The 20,197-nt window shown below is 61.0% G+C and carries 18 protein-coding genes; 14 read left to right on the plus strand and 4 right to left on the minus strand.

What is annotated here, in order from left to right; genetic code table 11:
- A partial coding sequence (locus ABQX22_RS13320) for a hypothetical protein (RefSeq protein WP_349800207.1) occupies positions 1–225 on the plus strand: 225 nt, incomplete at its 5' end.
- Between the two features lie 262 nt (positions 226–487).
- On the opposite strand, the gene ABQX22_RS13325 is transcribed toward ABQX22_RS13320, so the two are convergent.
- The 3 genes from ABQX22_RS13325 to rloA are packed head-to-tail and all read right to left on the minus strand — an operon-like array spanning position 488 to position 3,544.
- Positions 488–1,459, minus strand: coding sequence for an alpha-L-glutamate ligase-like protein (locus tag ABQX22_RS13325; RefSeq protein ID WP_349800209.1), 972 nt, complete (start codon positions 1,457–1,459; stop codon positions 488–490).
- Entirely contained in the window at positions 1,456–3,006 is a 1,551-nt protein-coding gene (rloB, locus tag ABQX22_RS13330) for an osmotic stress tolerance membrane protein RloB (protein ID WP_349800211.1), read from the minus strand. The genes ABQX22_RS13325 and rloB overlap by 4 nt, the downstream gene beginning before the upstream one ends.
- Positions 3,007–3,010: 4 nt before the next feature.
- The gene (gene rloA, locus ABQX22_RS13335) at positions 3,011–3,544 is read right to left on the minus strand and encodes a retropepsin-like aspartic peptidase RloA (protein ID WP_349800213.1); all 534 of its coding nucleotides are present in this window, start codon (positions 3,542–3,544) and stop codon (positions 3,011–3,013) included.
- Between the two features lie 302 nt (positions 3,545–3,846).
- Between rloA and ABQX22_RS13340 the strand changes: the two genes are divergently transcribed.
- The 5 genes from ABQX22_RS13340 to prpF all read left to right on the plus strand — a co-directional run bounded on the left by ABQX22_RS13340 (position 3,847) and on the right by prpF (position 10,845).
- The gene (locus ABQX22_RS13340; RefSeq protein WP_349800215.1) at positions 3,847–4,560 is read left to right on the plus strand and encodes a GntR family transcriptional regulator; all 714 of its coding nucleotides are present in this window, start codon (positions 3,847–3,849) and stop codon (positions 4,558–4,560) included.
- Positions 4,557–5,450, plus strand: a complete 894-nt coding sequence (prpB, locus tag ABQX22_RS13345) for a methylisocitrate lyase (protein WP_349800217.1) — start codon at positions 4,557–4,559, stop codon at positions 5,448–5,450. Before ABQX22_RS13340 ends, prpB begins: the two co-directional genes overlap by 4 nt.
- 185 nt (positions 5,451–5,635) lie before the next feature.
- A complete protein-coding gene (gene prpC / locus ABQX22_RS13350) occupies positions 5,636–6,763 on the plus strand; it encodes a bifunctional 2-methylcitrate synthase/citrate synthase (RefSeq protein ID WP_349800219.1) in 1,128 nt (375 codons plus the stop codon).
- A 166-nt stretch (positions 6,764–6,929) separates the two neighbouring features.
- Positions 6,930–9,521: a Fe/S-dependent 2-methylisocitrate dehydratase AcnD gene (gene acnD / locus ABQX22_RS13355; protein WP_349800221.1), complete on the plus strand. Its 2,592-nt coding sequence runs from the start codon at positions 6,930–6,932 to the stop codon at positions 9,519–9,521.
- 142 nt (positions 9,522–9,663) lie between these two features.
- Entirely contained in the window at positions 9,664–10,845 is a 1,182-nt protein-coding gene (prpF, locus tag ABQX22_RS13360; RefSeq protein WP_349800223.1) for a 2-methylaconitate cis-trans isomerase PrpF, read from the plus strand.
- Positions 10,846–10,984: 139 nt separating this feature from the next.
- Here the strand turns inward: prpF and ppsR are convergent, their stop codons facing one another.
- On the minus strand, positions 10,985–11,803 hold the full coding sequence (ppsR, locus tag ABQX22_RS13365) for a posphoenolpyruvate synthetase regulatory kinase/phosphorylase PpsR (protein ID WP_349800225.1): 819 nt from the start codon (positions 11,801–11,803) through the stop codon (positions 10,985–10,987).
- A gap of 183 nt (positions 11,804–11,986) precedes the next feature.
- Here ppsR and ppsA point away from each other — a divergent pair, with 183 nt between their 5' ends.
- From ppsA to ABQX22_RS13405, 8 genes are all read left to right on the plus strand, one after another.
- On the plus strand, positions 11,987–14,362 hold the full coding sequence (ppsA, locus tag ABQX22_RS13370; protein WP_349800227.1) for a phosphoenolpyruvate synthase: 2,376 nt from the start codon (positions 11,987–11,989) through the stop codon (positions 14,360–14,362).
- A 162-nt stretch (positions 14,363–14,524) separates the two neighbouring features.
- Entirely contained in the window at positions 14,525–15,517 is a 993-nt protein-coding gene (locus ABQX22_RS13375; protein WP_349800229.1) for an alpha/beta fold hydrolase, read from the plus strand.
- Positions 15,518–15,689: 172 nt separating this feature from the next.
- The gene (gene rraA / locus ABQX22_RS13380; protein WP_349800231.1) at positions 15,690–16,178 is read left to right on the plus strand and encodes a ribonuclease E activity regulator RraA; all 489 of its coding nucleotides are present in this window, start codon (positions 15,690–15,692) and stop codon (positions 16,176–16,178) included.
- Between the two features lie 22 nt (positions 16,179–16,200).
- On the plus strand, positions 16,201–17,196 hold the full coding sequence (locus ABQX22_RS13385) for a zinc transporter ZntB (protein WP_349800233.1): 996 nt from the start codon (positions 16,201–16,203) through the stop codon (positions 17,194–17,196).
- 88 nt (positions 17,197–17,284) lie between these two features.
- The gene (locus ABQX22_RS13390; protein WP_349800235.1) at positions 17,285–17,533 is read left to right on the plus strand and encodes a CrfX protein; all 249 of its coding nucleotides are present in this window, start codon (positions 17,285–17,287) and stop codon (positions 17,531–17,533) included.
- A 41-nt stretch (positions 17,534–17,574) separates the two neighbouring features.
- Positions 17,575–18,360, plus strand: a complete 786-nt coding sequence (locus ABQX22_RS13395) for a mechanosensitive ion channel family protein (protein WP_441005275.1) — start codon at positions 17,575–17,577, stop codon at positions 18,358–18,360.
- A gap of 87 nt (positions 18,361–18,447) precedes the next feature.
- Positions 18,448–19,038 (plus strand): RNA polymerase sigma factor SigX, encoded by a 591-nt coding sequence (gene sigX / locus ABQX22_RS13400; protein ID WP_441005276.1) that lies wholly within the window; start codon positions 18,448–18,450, stop codon positions 19,036–19,038.
- A gap of 106 nt (positions 19,039–19,144) precedes the next feature.
- Positions 19,145–20,179: an OmpA family protein gene (locus ABQX22_RS13405; RefSeq protein ID WP_349800239.1), complete on the plus strand. Its 1,035-nt coding sequence runs from the start codon at positions 19,145–19,147 to the stop codon at positions 20,177–20,179.
- Positions 20,180–20,197 lie beyond the last annotated feature (18 nt).

Raw genomic sequence — 20,197 nt, forward strand, 5'->3', positions numbered from 1 at the left:
AACCGGCGCTGCATGAATCCCGCTTCTGCCGAAGGCGTGGGAGCTGGCTTGCCTGCGATCTGCCGGGCACCGGCAGTAAAACCTGTGCTTGCGGTGCATCAGGTCAATGAAGATGACGGCCTCTGGCGCCTCTCGGCCAGAATCAAAAACCGACGCTGCATGAATCCCGCTTCTGCCGAAGGCGTGGGAGCTGGCTTGCCTGCGATCTGCCGGCACCGGCAGTAAACCTGTGCTTGCGGTGCATCAGGTCAATGGAGGTGACAGCCTCTGGCGCCTCTCGGCCAGACTGAGAAACCGGCGCTGCATGAATCCCGCTTCTGCCGAAGGCGTGGGAGCTGGCTTGCCTGCGATCTGCCGGGCACCGGCAGTAAAACCTGTGCTTGCGGTGCATCAGGTCAATGGAGGTGACGGTGTCTACGGCCGCTTTGCAGACAAGTCAGCTCATAGCGGGTTGTGTGCGGGAAGCAGGGTGGCGTCGGTTTAGGGTTCAAACGTGCCCGAACAATTCCTGCACGAAATTCACCCGCTCTATCGGGGTTTCCACGCGACCGCTGGCGGCGAATTGCTCCAGGCGGTCTTCCACCGCGCGGGTGCGATGGGTCAGGCCGCAGTCGTTGGCGATCTGGATGTTCAGCCCCGGACGGGCGTTGAGTTCCAGGATCAGTGGGCCACGCTCCTGATCCAGCACCATGTCGACGCCGATGTAGCCCAGGCCGCACAGCTCGTAGCACTCGGCGGCCAGGGCCATGAAACCGGTCCAGTTCGGCAACTGCACACCGTCCACGGCATTGGTGGTGTCCGGGTGTTTACTGATGATGCTGTTCAGCCAGGTGCCGCGCAGGGTGGTGCCGGTGGCGAGGTCGACGCCCACGCCGATGGCGCCCTGGTGCAGATTGGCCTTGCCGCCGGACTGGCGGGTTGGCAGGCGCAACATCGCCATCACCGGGTAGCCCATGAGGACGATGATGCGAATGTCCGGCACGCCTTCGTAGCTGATGCTTTTGAAAATCTGATCGGGGGTCACGCGGTACTCGATCAGCGCGCGGTCGCGATGCCCGCCCAGGGAATACAGGCCGGTGAGGATGCTGGAGATCTGGTGCTCGATTTCGTCGCGGCTGATGATCCGTCCCGAGACGGTGCGGAACCGTTCCTCGAAGCGGTCGGCGATCACCAGAATGCCATCTCCGCCCGCGCCCTGGGCCGGCTTCACCACGAAGTCATTGCGCCCGCCGATGATGTCATCCAGCCGGCTGATTTGCTTTTCGGTGGAAATGATCCCGTACAGCTCCGGCACTTGCATGCCGGCGGCGATGGCCCGCTCCTTGGTGATGATCTTGTCATCGACGATGGGGTACAGGCTGCGCTTGTTGTACTTGAGCACGTAGTCGGCGTTGCGCCGGTTGATGCCCATGATCCCCTTGGCTTCCAGTGCCTTCCAGGTTTTCCACCAGCCGATCATTTGGCGTCTTCCCGCGCTTGATCTTCTTTGATGAAGGCCTTGAACCGGACCAGCTCCGTCAGCCGGTAGCCGCGATAGCGTCCCATGGCCAGCATGAAGCCCACCAGAATCAGCAGCACGGCCGGGAAGGTGAACACGAAATAAATCAGTTCCGGCACGCTCATGATGATGTGCGCCAGTGACGCCGCGAACAGGGTGCCGATGGCGACTTTCATGGCATGGCCACCGCCGCGTTCTTCCCAGGTGATCGACAGGCGTTCGATGGTCATGGTCAGGATCACCATGGGGAACAGCGCCACCGACAGGCCGCGTTCCAGGCCCAGCTTATGGCTGAACAGGCTGATGGCCGCGATCAGCACCACCACGAAGGTCAGCACCACCGACAGGCGCGGCAGCATTTGCAGCTTGAGGTGCTCAAGATACGAGCGCAGTGACAGCCCCAGCGCAGTGATGATCGTGAACAGCACGATGCCGAAGCCCAGCTGGGTCTCGCGGAACGCCAGCGCAATCAGCACCGGGGTGAAGGTGCCCAGGGTCTGCAGGCCGATCAGGTTGCGCAGGATCAGGATCACCAGCACGCCGATCGGGATCATCACCATGATCATGAAGGTTTGCTGGGTCTGCAGCGGCAGCCCGTACAACGAATATTCGAGGAAGTCCGCGTCGGTGTTTTCGTCTGTCAGCTTGGCCAGGCGGATGGCGTTCATCTCGCTGTTGTTCAGGCTGAAACTGACCGTGGCTTTCTTGCCGCCCTCGACGGAGATCAGGTTGTCGTCGCCGATCCACCACAGCAGGCGGTCCTGGGGTAGGCCCGCTTCACCGGTGTCGGGGTTGAAGTACAGCCAGTCCTTGCCATTGAAACTGCGCAGCCACAGTTCGGGGGTCTGCGGCTGATCGGCGACCAGGCGAATGGTGTGGACCTTCTCTACCGGCACGTGGGCGATGGACAGCAGGACTTCGGTGATGCGCGCCTTGTTGCCCACCGACTGATCGCCGGCCAGCAGCAGCTTGACGTTGTCATCGCTGAGGTTGTTGACGCGCTTGATGGCTTCGGTGACGAAGGTTTCGACGTCGGCCGAGTGCTGGCGAATCGGGGCGAGCAGGGCGTCGGCGGCGATCTTTTCCGGGCCTTCGACGACGATGCTGTCACGGAAGATCGGGCCTTTGATCTTGGCTTTTTCGCCGCTGTAGCGCTTGGTCAGGACCAGCCGGTAGTACAGCGTCTGGTTGCCGGTGGCGCGGCGTGCCGACCAGGTGACTTTGCGGTTGCCGTCGGCGCGATTGACGCTGACGCCGTAATTGTTGGAGATGAAGCTCTCGTTGAGGCTGATGTAGTCGCGGGCCAGGGGCGGCACGAACATCTGGACCTTGACCGGGTCCTTGGGGTTGGCGACGAACTCGACCTTGGCGTCGATGTTCCACAGGTCGTCGGTTTCGTCTTCGGTCACCGGGATGCCGAGAACCAGTATCTGATAGGCCGTGATCGCAATGCCCAGTCCCACCAGGACTGTGATCAGGATTTTCAGATGGAGGGTGAGCGCGCGCATTTAATTACTCAGCGGTTAAAGCATCGGTCGCGCAGGCGGGTTTGCCCGCTGCGTATTTAAGGCTGGGATCGACCAGCGCATCAAAGTGTTTCAGTGCTTCGGAGCCGATCAAAAGCGGATATTGGAATGCGCTTCGGTCGGTCAAGTTCACTTCCACGGTTCGCAATGATGAACCCATGCAGACCTTCAGGCTGATGACCGGGCGTGCCGTGTATTTCTTGTCATCATCCGGATCAATGTCCCCGGCCCGGCGCTTGATTTTGCTGAGCCGTTCCAGGGGGCGTTCGATAGGGTGCGCGTGTGCATCATCGATGGCCAGATAGAAACGTACCCACGACTCACCGTCGCGCTTGAAGCGCTGAATGTCACGAGCACTCAGTGAAGCGGTTTTTGCGCCGGTGTCGAGTTTTGCGGCCACTTGCAGATCGATGTCGGCAAGCTCGGCGTACTCGTTGAGGCCGTAGACGGTCTTGTCCGCAGCGAAAGACAGGCCGGGCAGCAGCAGGCAAAGAAGGATAAGGAGGCGTTGGGGGCTCATAGGTCCTGGCAAGGTAAAAAGAGGCGGGAATTAGCCGTCGTAAAGTCGGGGCCGAGCGCGGCGCATTCTAGCATGAAGGTTTTGGTGGTCCGGGAAATCACCGACGAGCCCGGATCGCCTTGTAGGAGCGCGCTTGCCCGCGAAGGATGGGTTTGACGACACATATGCATGGGTTCAAATAAATGTTCGCGGGCAAGCGCGCTCCTACAGAACGGGTGTACTGTCAACAATCAGGCGTTTGGCTTTGACTAATCGGGTCGAAGTGACTAGCTTTAGCGCTATAAATTAAAAAGGTGTCAACAATGTTGGATGCCATCGAAACCGCACCCCCGGCGCTGGACGACTCGGAAACCCTCTCCGAAAACGTCTTTCGGCGCATTCAGGCCGCCATCGTCAGAGGCGATATCAAGCCGGGGAGCAAGATTTCCGAGCCTGAACTGGCGCGCACCTATGGCATCAGCCGCGGGCCGTTGCGTGAGGCCATTCACCGGCTCGAAGGCCAGCGCCTGCTGGTGCGCATCCCCCATGTCGGCGCCCGGGTGGTGTCCCTCAGCCAGGCCGAATTGATCGAACTCTACGAAATCCGCGAATCCCTCGAAGGCATGGCCTGTCGGCTGGCCGCCGAGCGCATGACCGTGGCGCAGATCGATGATTTGCGCCGGGTGCTCGACACCCATGAGCGCGATACAGCCTTCCAGGCGGGCGTCGGTTACTACCAGCAGGAAGGCGATTTCGACTTTCATTACCGGATTATCCAGGGCGCCGGAAACAGCACGTTGACGCAAATGCTCTGCGGCGAGCTGTACCAACTGGTGCGCATGTACCGGATTCAGTTCTCCACCACGCCCAACCGTCCGCGTCAGGCGTTCGCCGAACACCACCGCATTCTCGACGCCATCGCCGACCGTGACGGCGAACTGGCTGAATTGCTGATGCGCCGTCATATCGGCGGATCCAAGCGCAACATCGAGCAGCATTACCAGGCTGCCCCCGACCGAGGTGAAAAACAAAAATGAGTTCGATCAGAAACACGCCCGGCCAGCGTTTCCGTGACGCGGTCGCCAGCGAACACCCGCTGCAGGTGGTCGGCACCATCAACGCCAACCACGCCTTGCTCGCTCAGCGCGCCGGGTTCAAGGCCATTTATTTGTCCGGCGGCGGCGTCGCGGCAGGCTCGCTGGGTGTGCCGGACCTGGGGATCACCGGCCTGGACGACGTGCTCACCGACGTGCGCCGCATCACCGACGTCTGCGATCTGCCGCTGCTGGTGGACGTCGACACCGGGTTCGGCGCGTCGGCGTTCAACGTCGCGCGCACGGTCAGGTCGATGATCAAGTTCGGCGCGGCGGCGATGCACATCGAGGATCAGGTGGGCGCCAAGCGCTGCGGTCATCGGCCGGGCAAGGAGATCGTCTCGCAGCAGGAAATGGTCGACCGGATCAAGGCGGCGGTGGACGCGCGCACCGACGACAGCTTTGTGATCATGGCGCGCACCGATGCGCTGGCGGTGGAAGGGCTGGAGTCGGCGCTGGACCGGGCGGCAGCCTGCATCGAAGCCGGGGCCGACATGGTGTTTCCGGAGGCCATCACCGAGCTTGAGATGTACAAACTGTTCGCCAGCCGGGTGAAGGCGCCGATCCTGGCCAACATCACCGAGTTCGGCGCGACACCGCTGTTCACCACCGACGAATTGAAAGCCGCCGAGGTGGCGCTGGTGTTGTATCCGCTGTCGGCGTTCCGCGCCATGAACAAAGCGGCGGAAAACGTCTACACCACCATCCGCCGCGACGGTACGCAGCAGCATGTTGTCGACACCATGCAAACCCGCATGGAGCTGTACGAGCGCATTGATTACCACGCGTTCGAGCAGAAGCTCGATGCGTTGTTTGCGCAGAAGAAGGGTTGAGACTGCGAGGCGGGGCTGAATGATAGTCCCCTGTGGGAGCGGACCTGTCCGCGAAGAGGCCGGTACATTCGACACATTTCCGGCAGATGAGCAATTGTATTCGCGGACAGGTCCGCTCCCACGAGTCCGCATTCATTGATCCATAAGTTGCCAAATCCCTAATAAATTCAAAATTGGAGACAGCAATGGCTGAAGCAAAAGTATTGAGCGGCGCCGGCCTGCGGGGCCAGGTGGCGGGGCAGACGGCCTTGTCCACTGTCGGCCAGGCCGGCGCCGGTTTGACCTACCGTGGCTACGACGTACGCGAATTGGCTGCCAATGCGCAGTTCGAAGAAGTCGCCTACCTGCTGCTGTACGGCAATCTGCCGACACAAAGCGAACTGGACGCCTACCTGGCGAAACTCCAGGGCCTGCGTGATCTGCCGCCAGCGCTGAAGGAAGTGCTCGAACGCATCCCCGCCGACGCGCACCCGATGGACGTCATGCGCACCGGTGCCTCGATGCTGGGCAACCTTGAACCGGAACGCAGTTTCGACCAGCAGCACGACGCCACCGACCGGCTGCTGGCGGCCTTCCCGGCGATCATGTGCTACTGGTATCGCTTCAGCCACGACGGCAAGCGCATCGACTGCGTGACCGACGAACCCTCGATTGGCGGGCACTTCCTCAAGCTGCTGCTGGACAAGACCCCCAGCGAACTGCACCGCCAGGTCATGAGCGTGTCGCTGATTCTGTACGCCGAGCACGAATTCAACGCCTCGACCTTCACCGCCCGGGTCTGCGCTTCGACCTTGTCCGACCTGCACTCCTGCATCACCGCCGCCATCGGCACCCTGCGTGGCCCGCTGCACGGCGGCGCCAACGAAGCGGCCATGGCCATGATCGAGAAGTTTGGCTCCGCTGAAGAAGCGGTCACCGGCACCCTTGGGATGCTGGAGCGTAAAGAGAAGATCATGGGCTTCGGCCACGCGATCTACAAAGACAACGACCCGCGCAATGAAGTAATCAAGGGCTGGGCGAAGCAGTTGGCGGACGAGGCGGGCGACACGGTGCTGTTCCCGGTGTCCGAGGCCATCGACAAAACGATGTGGGAACAAAAGAAACTGTTTCCCAACGCCGACTTCTATCACGCCTCGGCGTACCACTTCATGGGCATCCCGACGCCGCTGTTCACGCCGATTTTCGTCTGCTCGCGCCTGACCGGCTGGGCGTCCCACGTGTTCGAACAACGGGCCAACAACCGCATCATCCGTCCCAGCGCCGAATACATCGGCGTCGAACAGCGCACGTTCGTGCCCATCGAACAACGTTAGAAGCGGGGGGCTGGTGGGAGGGACGCTGCTCTCTGTAGGAGCCAACTTGTTGGCGAACGCTTGATGTGGTGTGTCAGGCATGACGCCTTCGCGAACAGGTTCGCTCCTACAGATGAGCCTCGCGCTGAAGCGCCTTCATTTGAATAACCGTGACCGAGTGCCGATGATGAACACTGAACACCGCAAACGCCTGCCGGGGACTGAACTGGATTACTTCGACGCCCGTGCAGCGGTCGAGGCGATCACGCCCGGCGCCTATGCCACGCTGCCGTACACCTCCCGGGTGCTGGCCGAGAATCTGGTGCGCCGCTGCGACCCGCTGACCCTCAAGGCGTCGCTGACGCAATTGATCGAGCGCAAGCGCGATCTGGATTTCCCGTGGTTTCCTGCTCGCGTCGTGTGCCACGACATCCTCGGCCAGACCGCCCTGGTGGACCTGGCCGGCTTACGGGACGCCATTGCCGATATGGGCGGCGACCCTGCGCAGGTCAATCCGGTGGTGCCGGTGCAATTGATCGTCGACCATTCGCTGGCGGTGGAGTGCGGCGGCTACGACCCTGACGCGTTCACCAAGAACCGCGCCATCGAAGACCGTCGCAACGAAGACCGTTTCCATTTCATCAACTGGACCAAGCAGGCGTTCAAGAACGTCGAAGTCATCCCGCCCGGCAATGGGATCATGCACCAGATCAACCTGGAGCGGATGTCCCCGGTGATTCAAGTGCAGAGCGGGCTGGCGTTCCCCGACACCCTGGTGGGCACCGACAGCCACACCCCCCATGTCGATGCGCTGGGGGTGGTGGCCATCGGCGTCGGCGGCCTGGAAGCGGAGAACGTGATGCTGGGCCGCGCGTCGTGGATGCGCCTGCCGGACATCATCGGCGTCACGCTGTCGGGCCGCCCGCAGCCGGGCATCACCGCCACCGATGTGGTGCTGGCGTTGACCGAGTTCCTGCGCCAGCAGAAGGTCGTTGGCGCCTGGCTGGAATTCCATGGCGAAGGCGCCAGCGCCCTGACCCTGGGCGACCGCGCGACCATTTCCAACATGGCGCCGGAATACGGCGCCACGGCGGCGATGTTCGCCATCGACCAGCAGACCATCGATTACCTCAAGCTCACCGGCCGCGAAGACGAGCAAGTGAAGCTGGTGGAAACCTACGCCCGGGAAACCGGCCTGTGGGCGGACACGTTGGTCGCCGCCGAGTACGAACGCGTGCTGCGCTTCGACCTGTCCAGCGTGGTGCGCAACATGGCCGGGCCTTCCAACCCCCATGCCCGGGTCGCCACCAGTGATCTGGCGGCAAAAGGGATTTCCGGTGCCTGGGACGAGGTGCCCGGCCAGATGCCGGATGGCGCGGTGATCATCGCGGCGATCACCAGTTGCACCAACACCAGCAACCCGCGCAACGTGATCGCCGCCGGGCTGCTGGCGCGCAACGCCAACCGACTGGGGCTGACCCGCAAGCCGTGGGTCAAGTCGTCGCTGGCGCCGGGCTCGAAAACCGTGGCGCTGTACCTGGACGAAGCCGGGCTGACCCCCGAACTTGAGCAACTGGGCTTCGGCGTCGTGGCGTTTGCCTGCACCACCTGCAACGGCATGTCCGGCGCCCTGGACCCGGTCATCCAGCAGGAAATCATTGACCGCGACCTGTACGCCACGGCGGTGCTGTCGGGCAATCGCAACTTCGACGGGCGGATTCACCCCTACGCCAAACAAGCCTTTCTCGCCTCGCCGCCACTGGTGGTGGCCTACGCCATCGCGGGCACGATCCGCTTCGACATCGAGAAAGATGTGCTGGGCGTGGTCGACGGCCGGGACATCCGCTTGAAGGACATCTGGCCCGGTGACGACGAAATCGACGCGGTGGTCAAGGCCTCGGTCAAACCCGAGCAGTTCCGTCAGGTGTACATCCCGATGTTCGCCATTCACGAAGACACCGGCCCGAAAGTCCCGCCGCTGTATGACTGGCGGGCGATGAGCACCTACATCCGCCGTCCGCCGTATTGGGAAGGCGCGCTGGCCGGCGAGCGGACGCTCAAGGGCATGCGCCCGCTGGCGGTGCTGCCGGACAACATCACCACCGATCACCTGTCGCCGTCCAACGCCATCATGCTCGACAGCGCGGCCGGGGAATACCTGGCGCACATGGGCGTGCCGGAAGAAGACTTCAACTCCTACGCCACCCACCGCGGCGACCACCTGACCGCGCAGCGGGCCACGTTCGCCAACCCGAAGTTGTTCAACGAGATGGTGCGCGAGAACGGCATGGTCAAACAGGGCTCCTTCGCCCGGATCGAGCCGGAAGGCCAGGTCTTGCGCATGTGGGAGGCCATCGAAACGTACATGGCCCGCAAGCAGCCGCTGATCATCATCGCTGGTGCCGATTACGGCCAGGGCTCGTCCCGGGACTGGGCGGCCAAAGGCGTGCGGCTCGCGGGTGTGGAGGTGATCGCCGCCGAAGGGTTCGAGCGCATCCACCGCACCAACCTGGTGGGCATGGGCGTGCTGCCGCTGGAGTTCAAACCCGGCACCAATCGCCTCACCCTGGGCATCGACGGCACTGAAACCTACGACGTGATCGGCGACCGCACCCCGGGCGCCACGCTGACCCTGGTGATCCGCCGCCGAAATGGCGAAACCTTGGACGTGCCGGTGACCTGTCGTCTGGACACCGGCGAAGAAGTGTCAATTTACGAGGCGGGCGGCGTGTTGCAGCGCTTTGCCCAGGATTTTCTGGAGTCGGCGGCGGTGGCTTGAGACGGTATCGCGCAACATCCCCTGTAGGAGCCAACTTGTTGGCGAAGCGGTGTCAGGTAGCTCGTTTCGCGAACAAGTTCGCTCCTACAGAAGCTGCGTCCGAAAGGGCGTTGTAGGCGCTTATATAAAGGAAGGAATTTTTATGTTCCACCCAGCACAACTCAAAATCGCCGCCACCTACATGCGCGGCGGCACCAGTAAAGGCGTGTTTTTCCGCCTGCAGGACCTGCCCGACGCGGCGCAGGTCCATGGCGCAGCCCGCGATGCCTTGTTGCTGCGCGTGATCGGCAGCCCCGATCCCTACGCCAAGCAGATCGACGGCATGGGCGGCGCGACGTCGAGCACCAGCAAGACCGTGATTCTGTCGAAAAGCACCCGGGCCGATCACGACGTCGATTACCTGTTCGGTCAGGTGTCCATCGACACGCCGTTCGTGGACTGGAGCGGTAATTGCGGGAATCTGTCGGCGGCGGTCGGTCCGTTCGCCATCAGCAACGGGTTGGTTGACGCTGACCGCATTCCGCAGAACGGCATGGCGGTGATCCGCATCTGGCAAGCCAACATCGGCAAAACCATCATCGCCCACGTCCCGATCACCGACGGCGCCGTGCAGGAGACCGGGGATTTCGAACTCGACGGCGTGACCTTCCCGGCCGCTGAAGTGCAACTGGAATTCCTGGACCCGGCCGCAGAGGAAGAGGGCGCCGGTGGATCGATGTTTCCCACCGGGCATCTGGTGGACGATCTGGAGGTGCCCGGTGTCGGTACGCTGCAGGTGACGATGATCAACGCCGGCATCCCGACCATTTTTCTCAACGCCGGGGATCTCGGTTACACCGGTACCGAGCTTCAGGACGCGATCAACGGCGATCCGAAGGCGCTGATCACGTTCGAGACCATTCGCGCCTATGGCGCGCTGCGCATGGGCTTGATCAAACACGTCGACGAAGCGGCCAAACGTCAGCACACGCCTAAAGTGGCGTTTGTGGCGCCGCCGGCTGCGTATGTGTCGTCCAGCGGCAAGGCGGTGGCCGTTTCCGACACCGATCTGCTGGTGCGGGCGATGTCCATGGGCAAACTGCACCACGCCATGATGGGCACGGCGGCAGTGGCCATCGGCACGGCGGCGGCGATCCCCGGCACGCTGGTCAACCTGGCGGCGGGCGGCGGAGCGCGCAGTGCGGTGCGTTTCGGGCATCCGTCGGGCACCTTGCGGGTGGGCGCCGAGGCGGTGCAGGTGGACGGGGAGTGGTCAGTGAAAAAGGCGATCATGAGCCGTAGCGCGCGGGTGTTGATGGAGGGGGTTGTTCGGGTGCCGGGGTGATGTTGCCTGAGCGCCATTCAAACGAACCCGCAACGGTCCCGTTGGAGCGAGGCTTGCCCGCGAAGGATGCGCTGCGGTGTGTCAGGTGCATCGCGTCGTAAGCTTCGCGGGCAAGCCTCGCTCCAACAAGGATTGTGGGTTATTTAAACCGCCGTTCAACCCCTTTCTCCACCAGCACCTTCGCTGAAATCTCTTCCACCGAGTAATGCGTGGAGTTGATGTTCGGGATGTTCTCCCGCCGAAACAGGCTTTCCACTTCACGCACTTCGAACTCGCACTGGGCGTAGCTCGAATAGCGGCTGTTGGGTTTGCGCTCGTGGCGGATGGCGGTGAGTCGATCCGGGTCGATGGTCAGGCCGAACAGCTTGTCCCGATGCTGCTTGAGCGCAGGCGGCAGTTGCAGGCGCTCCATGTCGTCTTCGGTCAGCGGATAGTTGGCGGCGCGGATGCCAAACTGCATGGCCATGTACAGGCACGTCGGGGTTTTCCCACAGCGCGACACGCCCACCAGAATGATGTCCGCCTTGTCGTAATAATGGGTGCGGGCCCCGTCATCATTGTCCAGCGCGAAGTTCACCGCTTCGATGCGCTCCATGTAGTTGGAGTTGTGACCGATGGAATGCGATTTCCCCACCGAGTAGGAGGAGTGTGAACTAAGCTCCAGCTCGAGCGGGGCCAGAAAGGTCGAGAAAATGTCGATCATGAAGCCGTCGGACGTAGCCAGGATCTCGCGGATGTCCTGGTTGACGATGGTGTCGAAGATGATCGGACGCACCTCGTCCTTTTCGGCAGCCTTGTTGATCTGTTGGACCATTGCCCGCGCCTTCTCGACGCTGTCAATATAGGGGCGCGTGAACTTGTTGAAGGTAATGTTTTCAAACTGTGCCAGCAGGCTCTGGCCCAGGGTTTCGGCCGTGATGCCGGTGCCGTCGGAGATAAAGAAAGCGGATCGTTTCATTTGCGCCTTGGGCTCTTAAGCTGGTAACGATTGTTGGCTATGATAGGCCCGCTTGCGAGCCGTGACCGCCGCATTCTTACTTATTTTGCAGATCCGGACCACAAGGTCGCAGCACCCGGTTTTGCCCGGGTTCAGGCCCACAGCGTTTCCCAACAACAACACTCAGTTAGTGGAGAGATCACCTTGGTAGAGTACGTAGTTTCCCTCGATAAGCTCGGCAAACATGATGTTGAGCACGTGGGGGGCAAGAACGCATCCCTCGGCGAGATGATCAGCAACCTGGCAGGCGCAGGTGTCAGCGTCCCGGGTGGCTTCGCCACTACCGCTCAGGCCTACCGTGATTTTCTTGAGCAGAGTGGTCTGAACGATCAGATACACGCGGCACTCGATGCCCTGGATGTCGACGACGTCAACGCCCTGGCCAGAACCGGGTCGCAGATTCGTCAGTGGATCATGGAGGCTGAGTTCCCCGATAAGCTCAACGCCGAAATCCGCACCGCCTTCGCCGAACTGTCGGCCGGCAACCCGGACATTGCCGTTGCCGTGCGTTCTTCCGCCACCGCCGAAGATTTGCCCGACGCCTCCTTTGCCGGTCAGCAGGAAACCTTCCTTAATATCCGTGGCGTGGAAAACGTGATCCGCGCGGCCAAGGAAGTGTTCGCTTCACTGTTCAACGACCGCGCCATTTCCTACCGCGTTCACCAGGGCTTCGACCATAAGCTGGTCGCGTTGTCGGCCGGCGTGCAGCGCATGGTCCGTTCCGAAACCGGAACTGCCGGCGTGATGTTCACCCTGGACACCGAGTCCGGCTTCCGTGACGTGGTGTTCATCACCGGCGCCTACGGTCTGGGCGAGACGGTCGTTCAGGGCGCGGTCAACCCGGACGAATTCTACGTTCACAAACAAACCCTTGAAGCCGGTCGTCCGGCGATCCTGCGCCGCAACCTGGGCAGCAAAGCCATCAAGATGATCTACGGCGAAGTCGCCACGGCCGGCAAGTCGGTCAAGGTCATCGACGTGGACGCGGCCGATCGCGCGCGGTTCTGCCTGAGCGACGAAGAAGTCAGCAACCTGGCGCGCCAGGCGATGATCATCGAAAAGCACTACCAGTGCCCGATGGACATCGAATGGGCCAAAGACGGCGACGACGGCAAGCTGTACATCGTTCAGGCGCGCCCTGAAACCGTGAAGAGCCGCACGTCGGCCAACGTCATGGAACGTTACCTGCTGAAAGAGAAGGGCACCGTGCTGGTGGAAGGCCGCGCCATCGGCCAGCGCATCGGCGCCGGCAAGGTGCGGATCATCAAGGACGTGTCCGAGATGGACAAGGTTCAGCCGGGCGACGTGCTCGTCTCCGACATGACCGACCCGGACTGGGAACCGGTGATGAAACGCGCCAGCGCCATCGTCACCAACCGCGGTGGCCGGACCTGTCACGCGGCGATCATCGCCCGTGAACTGGGCATCCCGGCCGTCGTGGGTTGCGGCAACGCGACTCAATTGCTGCAGGACGGCCAGGGCGTCACCGTCTCCTGCGCCGAAGGCGACACCGGTTACATCTTCGAAGGCGAGCTGGGTTTCGACATCAAGCAGAACTCCATCGACGCCATGCCGGAGCTGCCGTTCAAGATCATGATGAACGTCGGCAACCCCGACCGCGCGTTCGATTTTGCCCAGCTGCCCAACGCCGGTATCGGCCTGGCGCGTCTGGAATTCATCATCAACCGCATGATCGGCGTGCACCCCAAGGCGCTGCTCAACTACCCGAACCTTCCGCAGGACATCAAGGACAGCGTCGACAAGCGCATCGCCGGCTACGACGATCCCGTCGGTTTCTACGTCGAGAGGCTGGTGGAGGGCATCAGCACCCTGGCCGCCGCGTTCACCCCGAAGAAGGTCATCGTGCGCCTGTCGGACTTCAAGTCCAACGAATACGCCAACCTCATCGGCGGCAAGCTGTATGAGCCGGAAGAAGAAAACCCGATGCTGGGCTTCCGCGGCGCGTCACGCTACATCAGCGAAAACTTCCGCGACTGCTTCGAGCTGGAGTGCCGCGCCCTCAAGCGCGTGCGCAACGAGATGGGCCTGACCAACGTTGAAATCATGGTGCCGTTCGTGCGGACCCTGGGCGAAGCGAGCCAGGTCATCGACCTGCTGGCGGAAAACGGTCTGGCCCGTGGCGAAAACGGTCTGCGCATCATCATGATGTGCGAGCTGCCGTCCAACGCGATCCTGGCCGAGGAATTCCTCGAGTTCTTCGACGGTTTCTCCATCGGCTCCAACGACCTGACCCAGCTGACCCTGGGCCTTGACCGTGATTCCGGGATCATCGCCCACCTGTTCGACGAGCGTAATCCGGCGGTCAAGAAGCTGTTGTCCAACGCCATTCAGGCGTGCAACAAGGCCGGCAAGTACATCGGCATCTGCGGTCAGGGCCCGTCCGATCACCCGGATCTGGCACGTTGGCTGATGGAGCAGGGCATAGAGAGCGTGTCCCTGAACCCGGATTCGGTGCTGGAAACCTGGTTCTTCCTGTCGGAAGAAGACGCACCGACGTGATGTAAATTGAGTAAAATGCGGGCCCACTTCGGTGGGTCAGCTTTTTTCTGGAAGGGCGGTGTGCCGATACCGCCCTTTTTTGTGCGATTTTTTCAGCGCCGGACGGTGTGTCTGCCAAGACCACCGGCCAGGCGATGAGCTTTCAGAGCCCAGCAAGACGATATGCAAAGCAGCAGCGATCTCTTTCCCGTGGCCTTGATCAGCGCCGAACGCCGTGGCGACCTGATCGAGGATGTCTACCGTTTGAAGCCCGGCAACAGCATTGATTTCACCGTGGAGCTGGCCGTCACCCGCCTGGGCCTGGCGGACAGCCCCGACGTGCGCGGCACGCCCGTGATCCTGCTGCATGGCAGCTTTACCAACCGCCGGTTCTGGTATTCGCCCAAGGGCATTGGCCTGGGCGCATACCTGGCACGCGCCGGGCTGGACGTGTGGATCCCGGAAATGCGCGGCCACGGGCTGTCCGCGCGCAATCAGGCCTACCGGCATAACTGCGTGGCGGACTACGCCCGTTACGATCTGCCGGCCATCGCCGCGTTCGTGCGCGAGCAAAGCGGCCGGATTCCTCACTGGATCGGTCACTCGCTGGGTGGCACGACACTGGCGGCAGCGCTGGCGGGTCAACACCTCGGCGTTGAGCAGGCGGCGTCGGTGGCGCTGTTCGGCAGCCAGATCACTCGCGGCTTCTGGCCCCTGAAGATTCCGCCGGTGCAGTGGATCGGGCGCTGGGTGCTCAAGCGCTTCGAGCATGTATCCGGCCCCCGCTTCAAGCGCGGGCCGGAGGACGAGCCCATGGGCGTGATCCTCGAAAGCCTGCGCTGGCGCGGCCTGTTCGGGCGGTTCGGGGATAAAAAGGAGGATTGGTGGGCCGGGCTGCGCGAGGTCCAGGTGCCGCTGCTGGCGGTCACCGCTGCGGGTGATCATCAGGACCCGGCCTGGGCCTGCCGCGAACTGTTCGAGCAGTTCGGCAGCGCGCGCAAGCAATTCCTCTGCCTGGGGCGCGAGCAGGGCTTCACCGAGGACTTCGGTCACGTGCAGATGCTGGTCAGCAAGGCGGCGCAAACGCAGGTGTGGCCGTTGGTGCTGGCGTGGCTGGACCCTCCATCGCTGGCGCCGGTGGCTGAATCGACGCTGAACGCCTCGGTAACTCCCTGAGGCGTGATGCCGTGGAGCGTTTCGCTGTGCGCCAGTTGCGGCTAAGCTACGTTCCAGCTCAAAGGCAGCTTGATAAGGAAGCCAAACGTGATTGGGTGTGGTCCGACTGACGAGCCACACAAGCCTTGTGACCACAGGTTTATCCTTGCTCATCACCGACAGGAGTTACCCCATGCACTACCTCACTCCGGATTTGTGCGACGCCTACCCTGAACTGATCACCGTGGTGGAGCCGATGTTCAGCAACTTCGGCGGCCGCGATTCTTTCGGCGGCGAAATCGTCACCGTCAAATGCTTCGAAGACAATTCCCTGGTGCGTGAGCAGGTCGAACAGGACGGCAAGGGCAAGGTACTGGTGGTGGACGGCGGCGGTTCACTGCGCCGCGCGCTGCTCGGCGACATGCTCGCCGAAAAGGCCTCCCACAACGGCTGGGAAGGGATTGTGATCTACGGCTGCATTCGCGACGTCGATGTCATCGCGCAGACCGACCTCGGCGTCCAGGCGCTGGCCAGCCACCCGCTCAAGACCGACAAGCGCGGTATCGGCGACCTCAACGTCGTGGTGACCTTCGCTGGCGTGACGTTCCGCCCGGGAGAGTACGTGTACGCCGACAACAACGGCATCATCGTCTCGCCCAGCCCTTTGAAGATGCCCGACTGATCGCCGCAAAACAGGACACTGAATGTTCGACGAGACAAACGCGCAATGGGGGCTGCTGCACGCCCTGGTACTGGATGGTAAAGGCGGATCGCGTTCAATCGCTCGTACCGAACTGGATGGCCTGCAACTGCAGCCGCACGAAAGCGTGTGGCTGCACTGGGACCGCAGCCATCCGCACACCCAGACCTGGCTGCGCACCGCCAGTGGTCTGACTGAATTTGTCTGTGACCTGTTGCTGGAGGAAAACACCCGTCCGCGGCTGTTGCCATTGCCGGAGGACGAGCTGCTGCTGTTCTTGCGTGGAGTGAACCTCAACCCCGGTGCCGAGCCGGAGGACATGGTCTCGGTGAGGATTTTCGCCGCCGCCCAGCAGGTGATTTCCCTTCGGCTGCGCTCATTGCGCGCGACTGATGAATTGCTTGAGCAGCTTCATCACGGTAAAGGACCGAAAACCGCCTCGGAGTTGCTGCTGTATCTGTCCCAGTACCTGACTGACAAGGTCCAGAAAGTGGTCAGCGACCTGACCGAACTGGTCGATGAAGTGGAAGAAGCGATGGATGCCGACGAACGGCATGTGCCCGAGCACGGCACGATGCTGCACATCCGTCGTCGCGCGGCCGGACTGCGCCGTTTCCTGGCCCCGCAACGTGAGATCTATGCACAGCTGACGCGTCTGAAAATGCCGTGGTTTGTCGCTGACGATGCGGACTACTGGAACGAGTTGAACAACAGTCTGACGCGTTATCTCGAAGAGCTGGAATTGAGCCGCGAGCGCGTGGGGCTGGTGCTTGAGTCCGAAGATCGACGCTTGAACGAGCGCATGAACAGGACCATGTATCGGTTTGGGATCATCACTGGCATCTTCCTGCCGATGAGCTTTCTGACGGGCTTGCTGGGCATCAATGTGGGGGGTATTCCGGGGTCGGACAATCCGTATGGATTCCTCATGGCCTGCTCGCTGATGGTGGTGGTTGCACTGGGGCAATGGTGGATGTTCAGGCGTCTGAAGTGGGTCTGATTCGGAAATTTCCTACATCAATGACGACGCAGTTGTGACTCGCTCAAATATGGCTGCGTCTTTTCACTGACATTGCGTGAGGTACCGTATGCACGATCCGTTTGAAGAATCACTGCGCGACATGCTTAATGCGTCTTCCTCCAGCCGGGATGACGATGCATGCCTGGGCCGTGTTTTGAAAACCGCCAATCGACAGGTGGGCGCAGGTGACCTGTTTGGATTGCTGGGCCGCTGCACACAGGCCCTCATGATTGCGGTGAACAACGGTTCGGCTCATGTGTCACCGGTTTCTCGTCACAAGGCGGCACGCGCCAGTACTTCAGACAAGGCTGATTGAATATGGAATTGGATCTCTGGACACAGAGCCTCGTTACCGCAATGACTGCGTTATGGACCAAAGTCGCGAATTTCATCCCGAACCTGTTCGGCGCGCTGGTCGTGGTACTGCTGGGGTTTGTCGTAGCCAAGCTGCTTGACACCCTGTTATCGAAATTGCTGGCCAAGCTTGGACTCGATCGCCTGATGGGCGGCACCGGCTTGACCAAGCTGCTCAGCCGGGCCGGTGTGCAAGTGCCGATCTCGACCCTGATCGGCAAGATTGTGTATTGGTTTGTGCTGCTGATTTTCCTGGTCTCGGCCGCAGAGTCCCTTGGGCTGGAGCGGGTTTCCGCGACGCTGGACATGCTGGCGCTGTACCTGCCGAAAGTATTTGGCGCAGCCCTGGTGCTGCTGGTGGGCGTGCTGCTGGCGCAGTTGGTGAACGGAATCGTTCGAGGGGCGGCCGAAGGCGTCGGCCTGGATTACTCGGCGGGCCTGGGGCGCCTTGCGCAGTGGCTGGTCATCATCATCAGCATCTCGGTGGCCATCAGTCAGCTGGAAGTGAAGACCGATCTGCTCAATCACGTGATCGTGATCGGATTGATTACCGTTGGTCTGGCCGTTGCGCTGGCCATGGGCCTGGGAAGCCGCGAGATCGCGGGGCAGATACTGGCCGGAATTTATGTGCGGGAGTTGTATCAGGTAGGGCAACAAGTGCGTGTTGGAGAGGTCGAAGGACAGATCGAAGAAATAGGTACGGTGAAAACTACATTGCTGACCGATGAAGGGGAGTTGGTGTCATTGTCCAACCGGGTCCTTCTCGAGCAACGAGTGAGCAGCCGCTGAACCGGCGAATCTGCTAATGTATGCCGCCGCGAAATCCCGGTGTATCCGGGGTGGCGGACATTCACCTGACTGTCGGCACGACTTGTTTTGAATAGACCCCAACCGCTCTCTCTGCGTTACGATCCCCGCGAGCTCTCTGATGAGGAGTTGGTCGCGCGCGCGCATGCCGAGCTGTTCCATGTGACGCGGGCTTATGAAGAGCTGATGCGTCGCTATCAGAGGACACTTTTTAACGTCTGTGCACGTTATTTAGGGAACGATCGCGATGCTGACGATGTCTGTCAGGAAGTGATGCTTAAGGTGTTGTATGGCTTGAAGAATTTCGAGGGTAAATCGAAGTTCAAAACCTGGCTCTACAGCATTACGTACAACGAATGCATCACGCAGTACCGTAAGGAGCGACGAAAGCGGCGATTGATGGATGCCCTGAGCCTGGATCCGCTGGAAGAAGCGTCTGAAGAAAAGGCGCCCAAGCCGGATGAGAAAGGTGGGCTGGATCGCTGGCTGGTGTATGTGAACCCGATTGACCGCGAAATTCTGGTGCTGCGTTTTGTCGCAGAGCTGGAGTTTCAGGAAATCGCAGACATCATGCATATGGGCTTGAGTGCCACGAAAATGCGGTATAAAAGGGCACTTGATAAATTACGTGAGAAATTTGCAGGCGTTACCGAAACTTAACTCGGTGCAAATATCTCTAACGAGCAGGCAAGTTCTGATAGACTTGCCGATGAGTTGTCCCCGTTATGCGGGACTGCTTTACAATCACCAGATGGGGATTTAACGGATGAAACTGAAAAACACCTTGGGCTTGGCCATTGGTACTATTGTTGCCGCAACTTCGTTCGGCGCTCTGGCACAAGGCCAAGGCGCAGTCGAAATCGAAGGCTTCGCCAAGAAAGAACAGTTCGACAGCGCTCGTAATTTCAAGAATGACGGCAACCTGTTCGGCGGTTCGCTTGGCTACTTCCTGACCGACGACGTTGAATTGCGTCTTGGCTACGACGAAGTTCACAACGTTCGCAGCGATGACGGCAAGAACATCAAAGGCGCTAACACCGCTCTTGACGCTCTGTACCACTTCAACAACCCGGGCGACATGCTGCGTCCATACGTCTCCGCAGGTTTCTCTGACCAAAGCATCGGTCAGAACGGCAGCGGCGGTCGTAACCGTTCCACTTTCGCCAACGTTGGCGGCGGTGCGAAGCTGTACTTCACCGACAATTTCTATGCTCGTGCTGGCGTTGAAGCTCAGTACAACATCGACCAGGGCGACACCGAGTGGGCACCTAGCGTCGGTATCGGCGTGAACTTCGGTGGCGGCTCCAAGAAAGTAGAAGCAGCTCCAGCTCCAGTAGCTGACGTTTGCTCCGACAGCGACAACGATGGCGTGTGCGACAACGTCGACAAGTGCCCAGACACCCCAGCCAACGTAACTGTTGATGCTAGCGGTTGCCCGGCAGTTGCTGAAGTTGTACGTGTTGAGCTGGACGTGAAATTCGACTTCGACAAGTCGGTAGTCAAGCCTAGCAGCTACGGCGACATCAAAAATCTCGCTGATTTCATGACTCAGTACCCACAAACCACCACCACTGTTGAAGGTCACACTGACTCCGTCGGTCCTGACGCTTACAACCAGAAACTGTCCGAGCGTCGTGCAAGCGCCGTTAAACAAGTTCTGGTTAACCAGTACGGTGTTGGCGCTAACCGCGTGAACTCGGTTGGCTACGGCGAAACCCGTCCAGTTGCTGACAACGCAACTGACGCTGGCCGCGCTGTTAACCGTCGCGTAGAAGCTGAAGTAGAAGCTCAAGCTAAGTAATTAGCCCAAGCCTCAGAA

The organism is Xanthomonas sp. WHRI 1810A, assembly GCF_040202885.1.
Taxonomy (GTDB): Bacteria; Pseudomonadota; Gammaproteobacteria; order Pseudomonadales; family Pseudomonadaceae; genus Aquipseudomonas.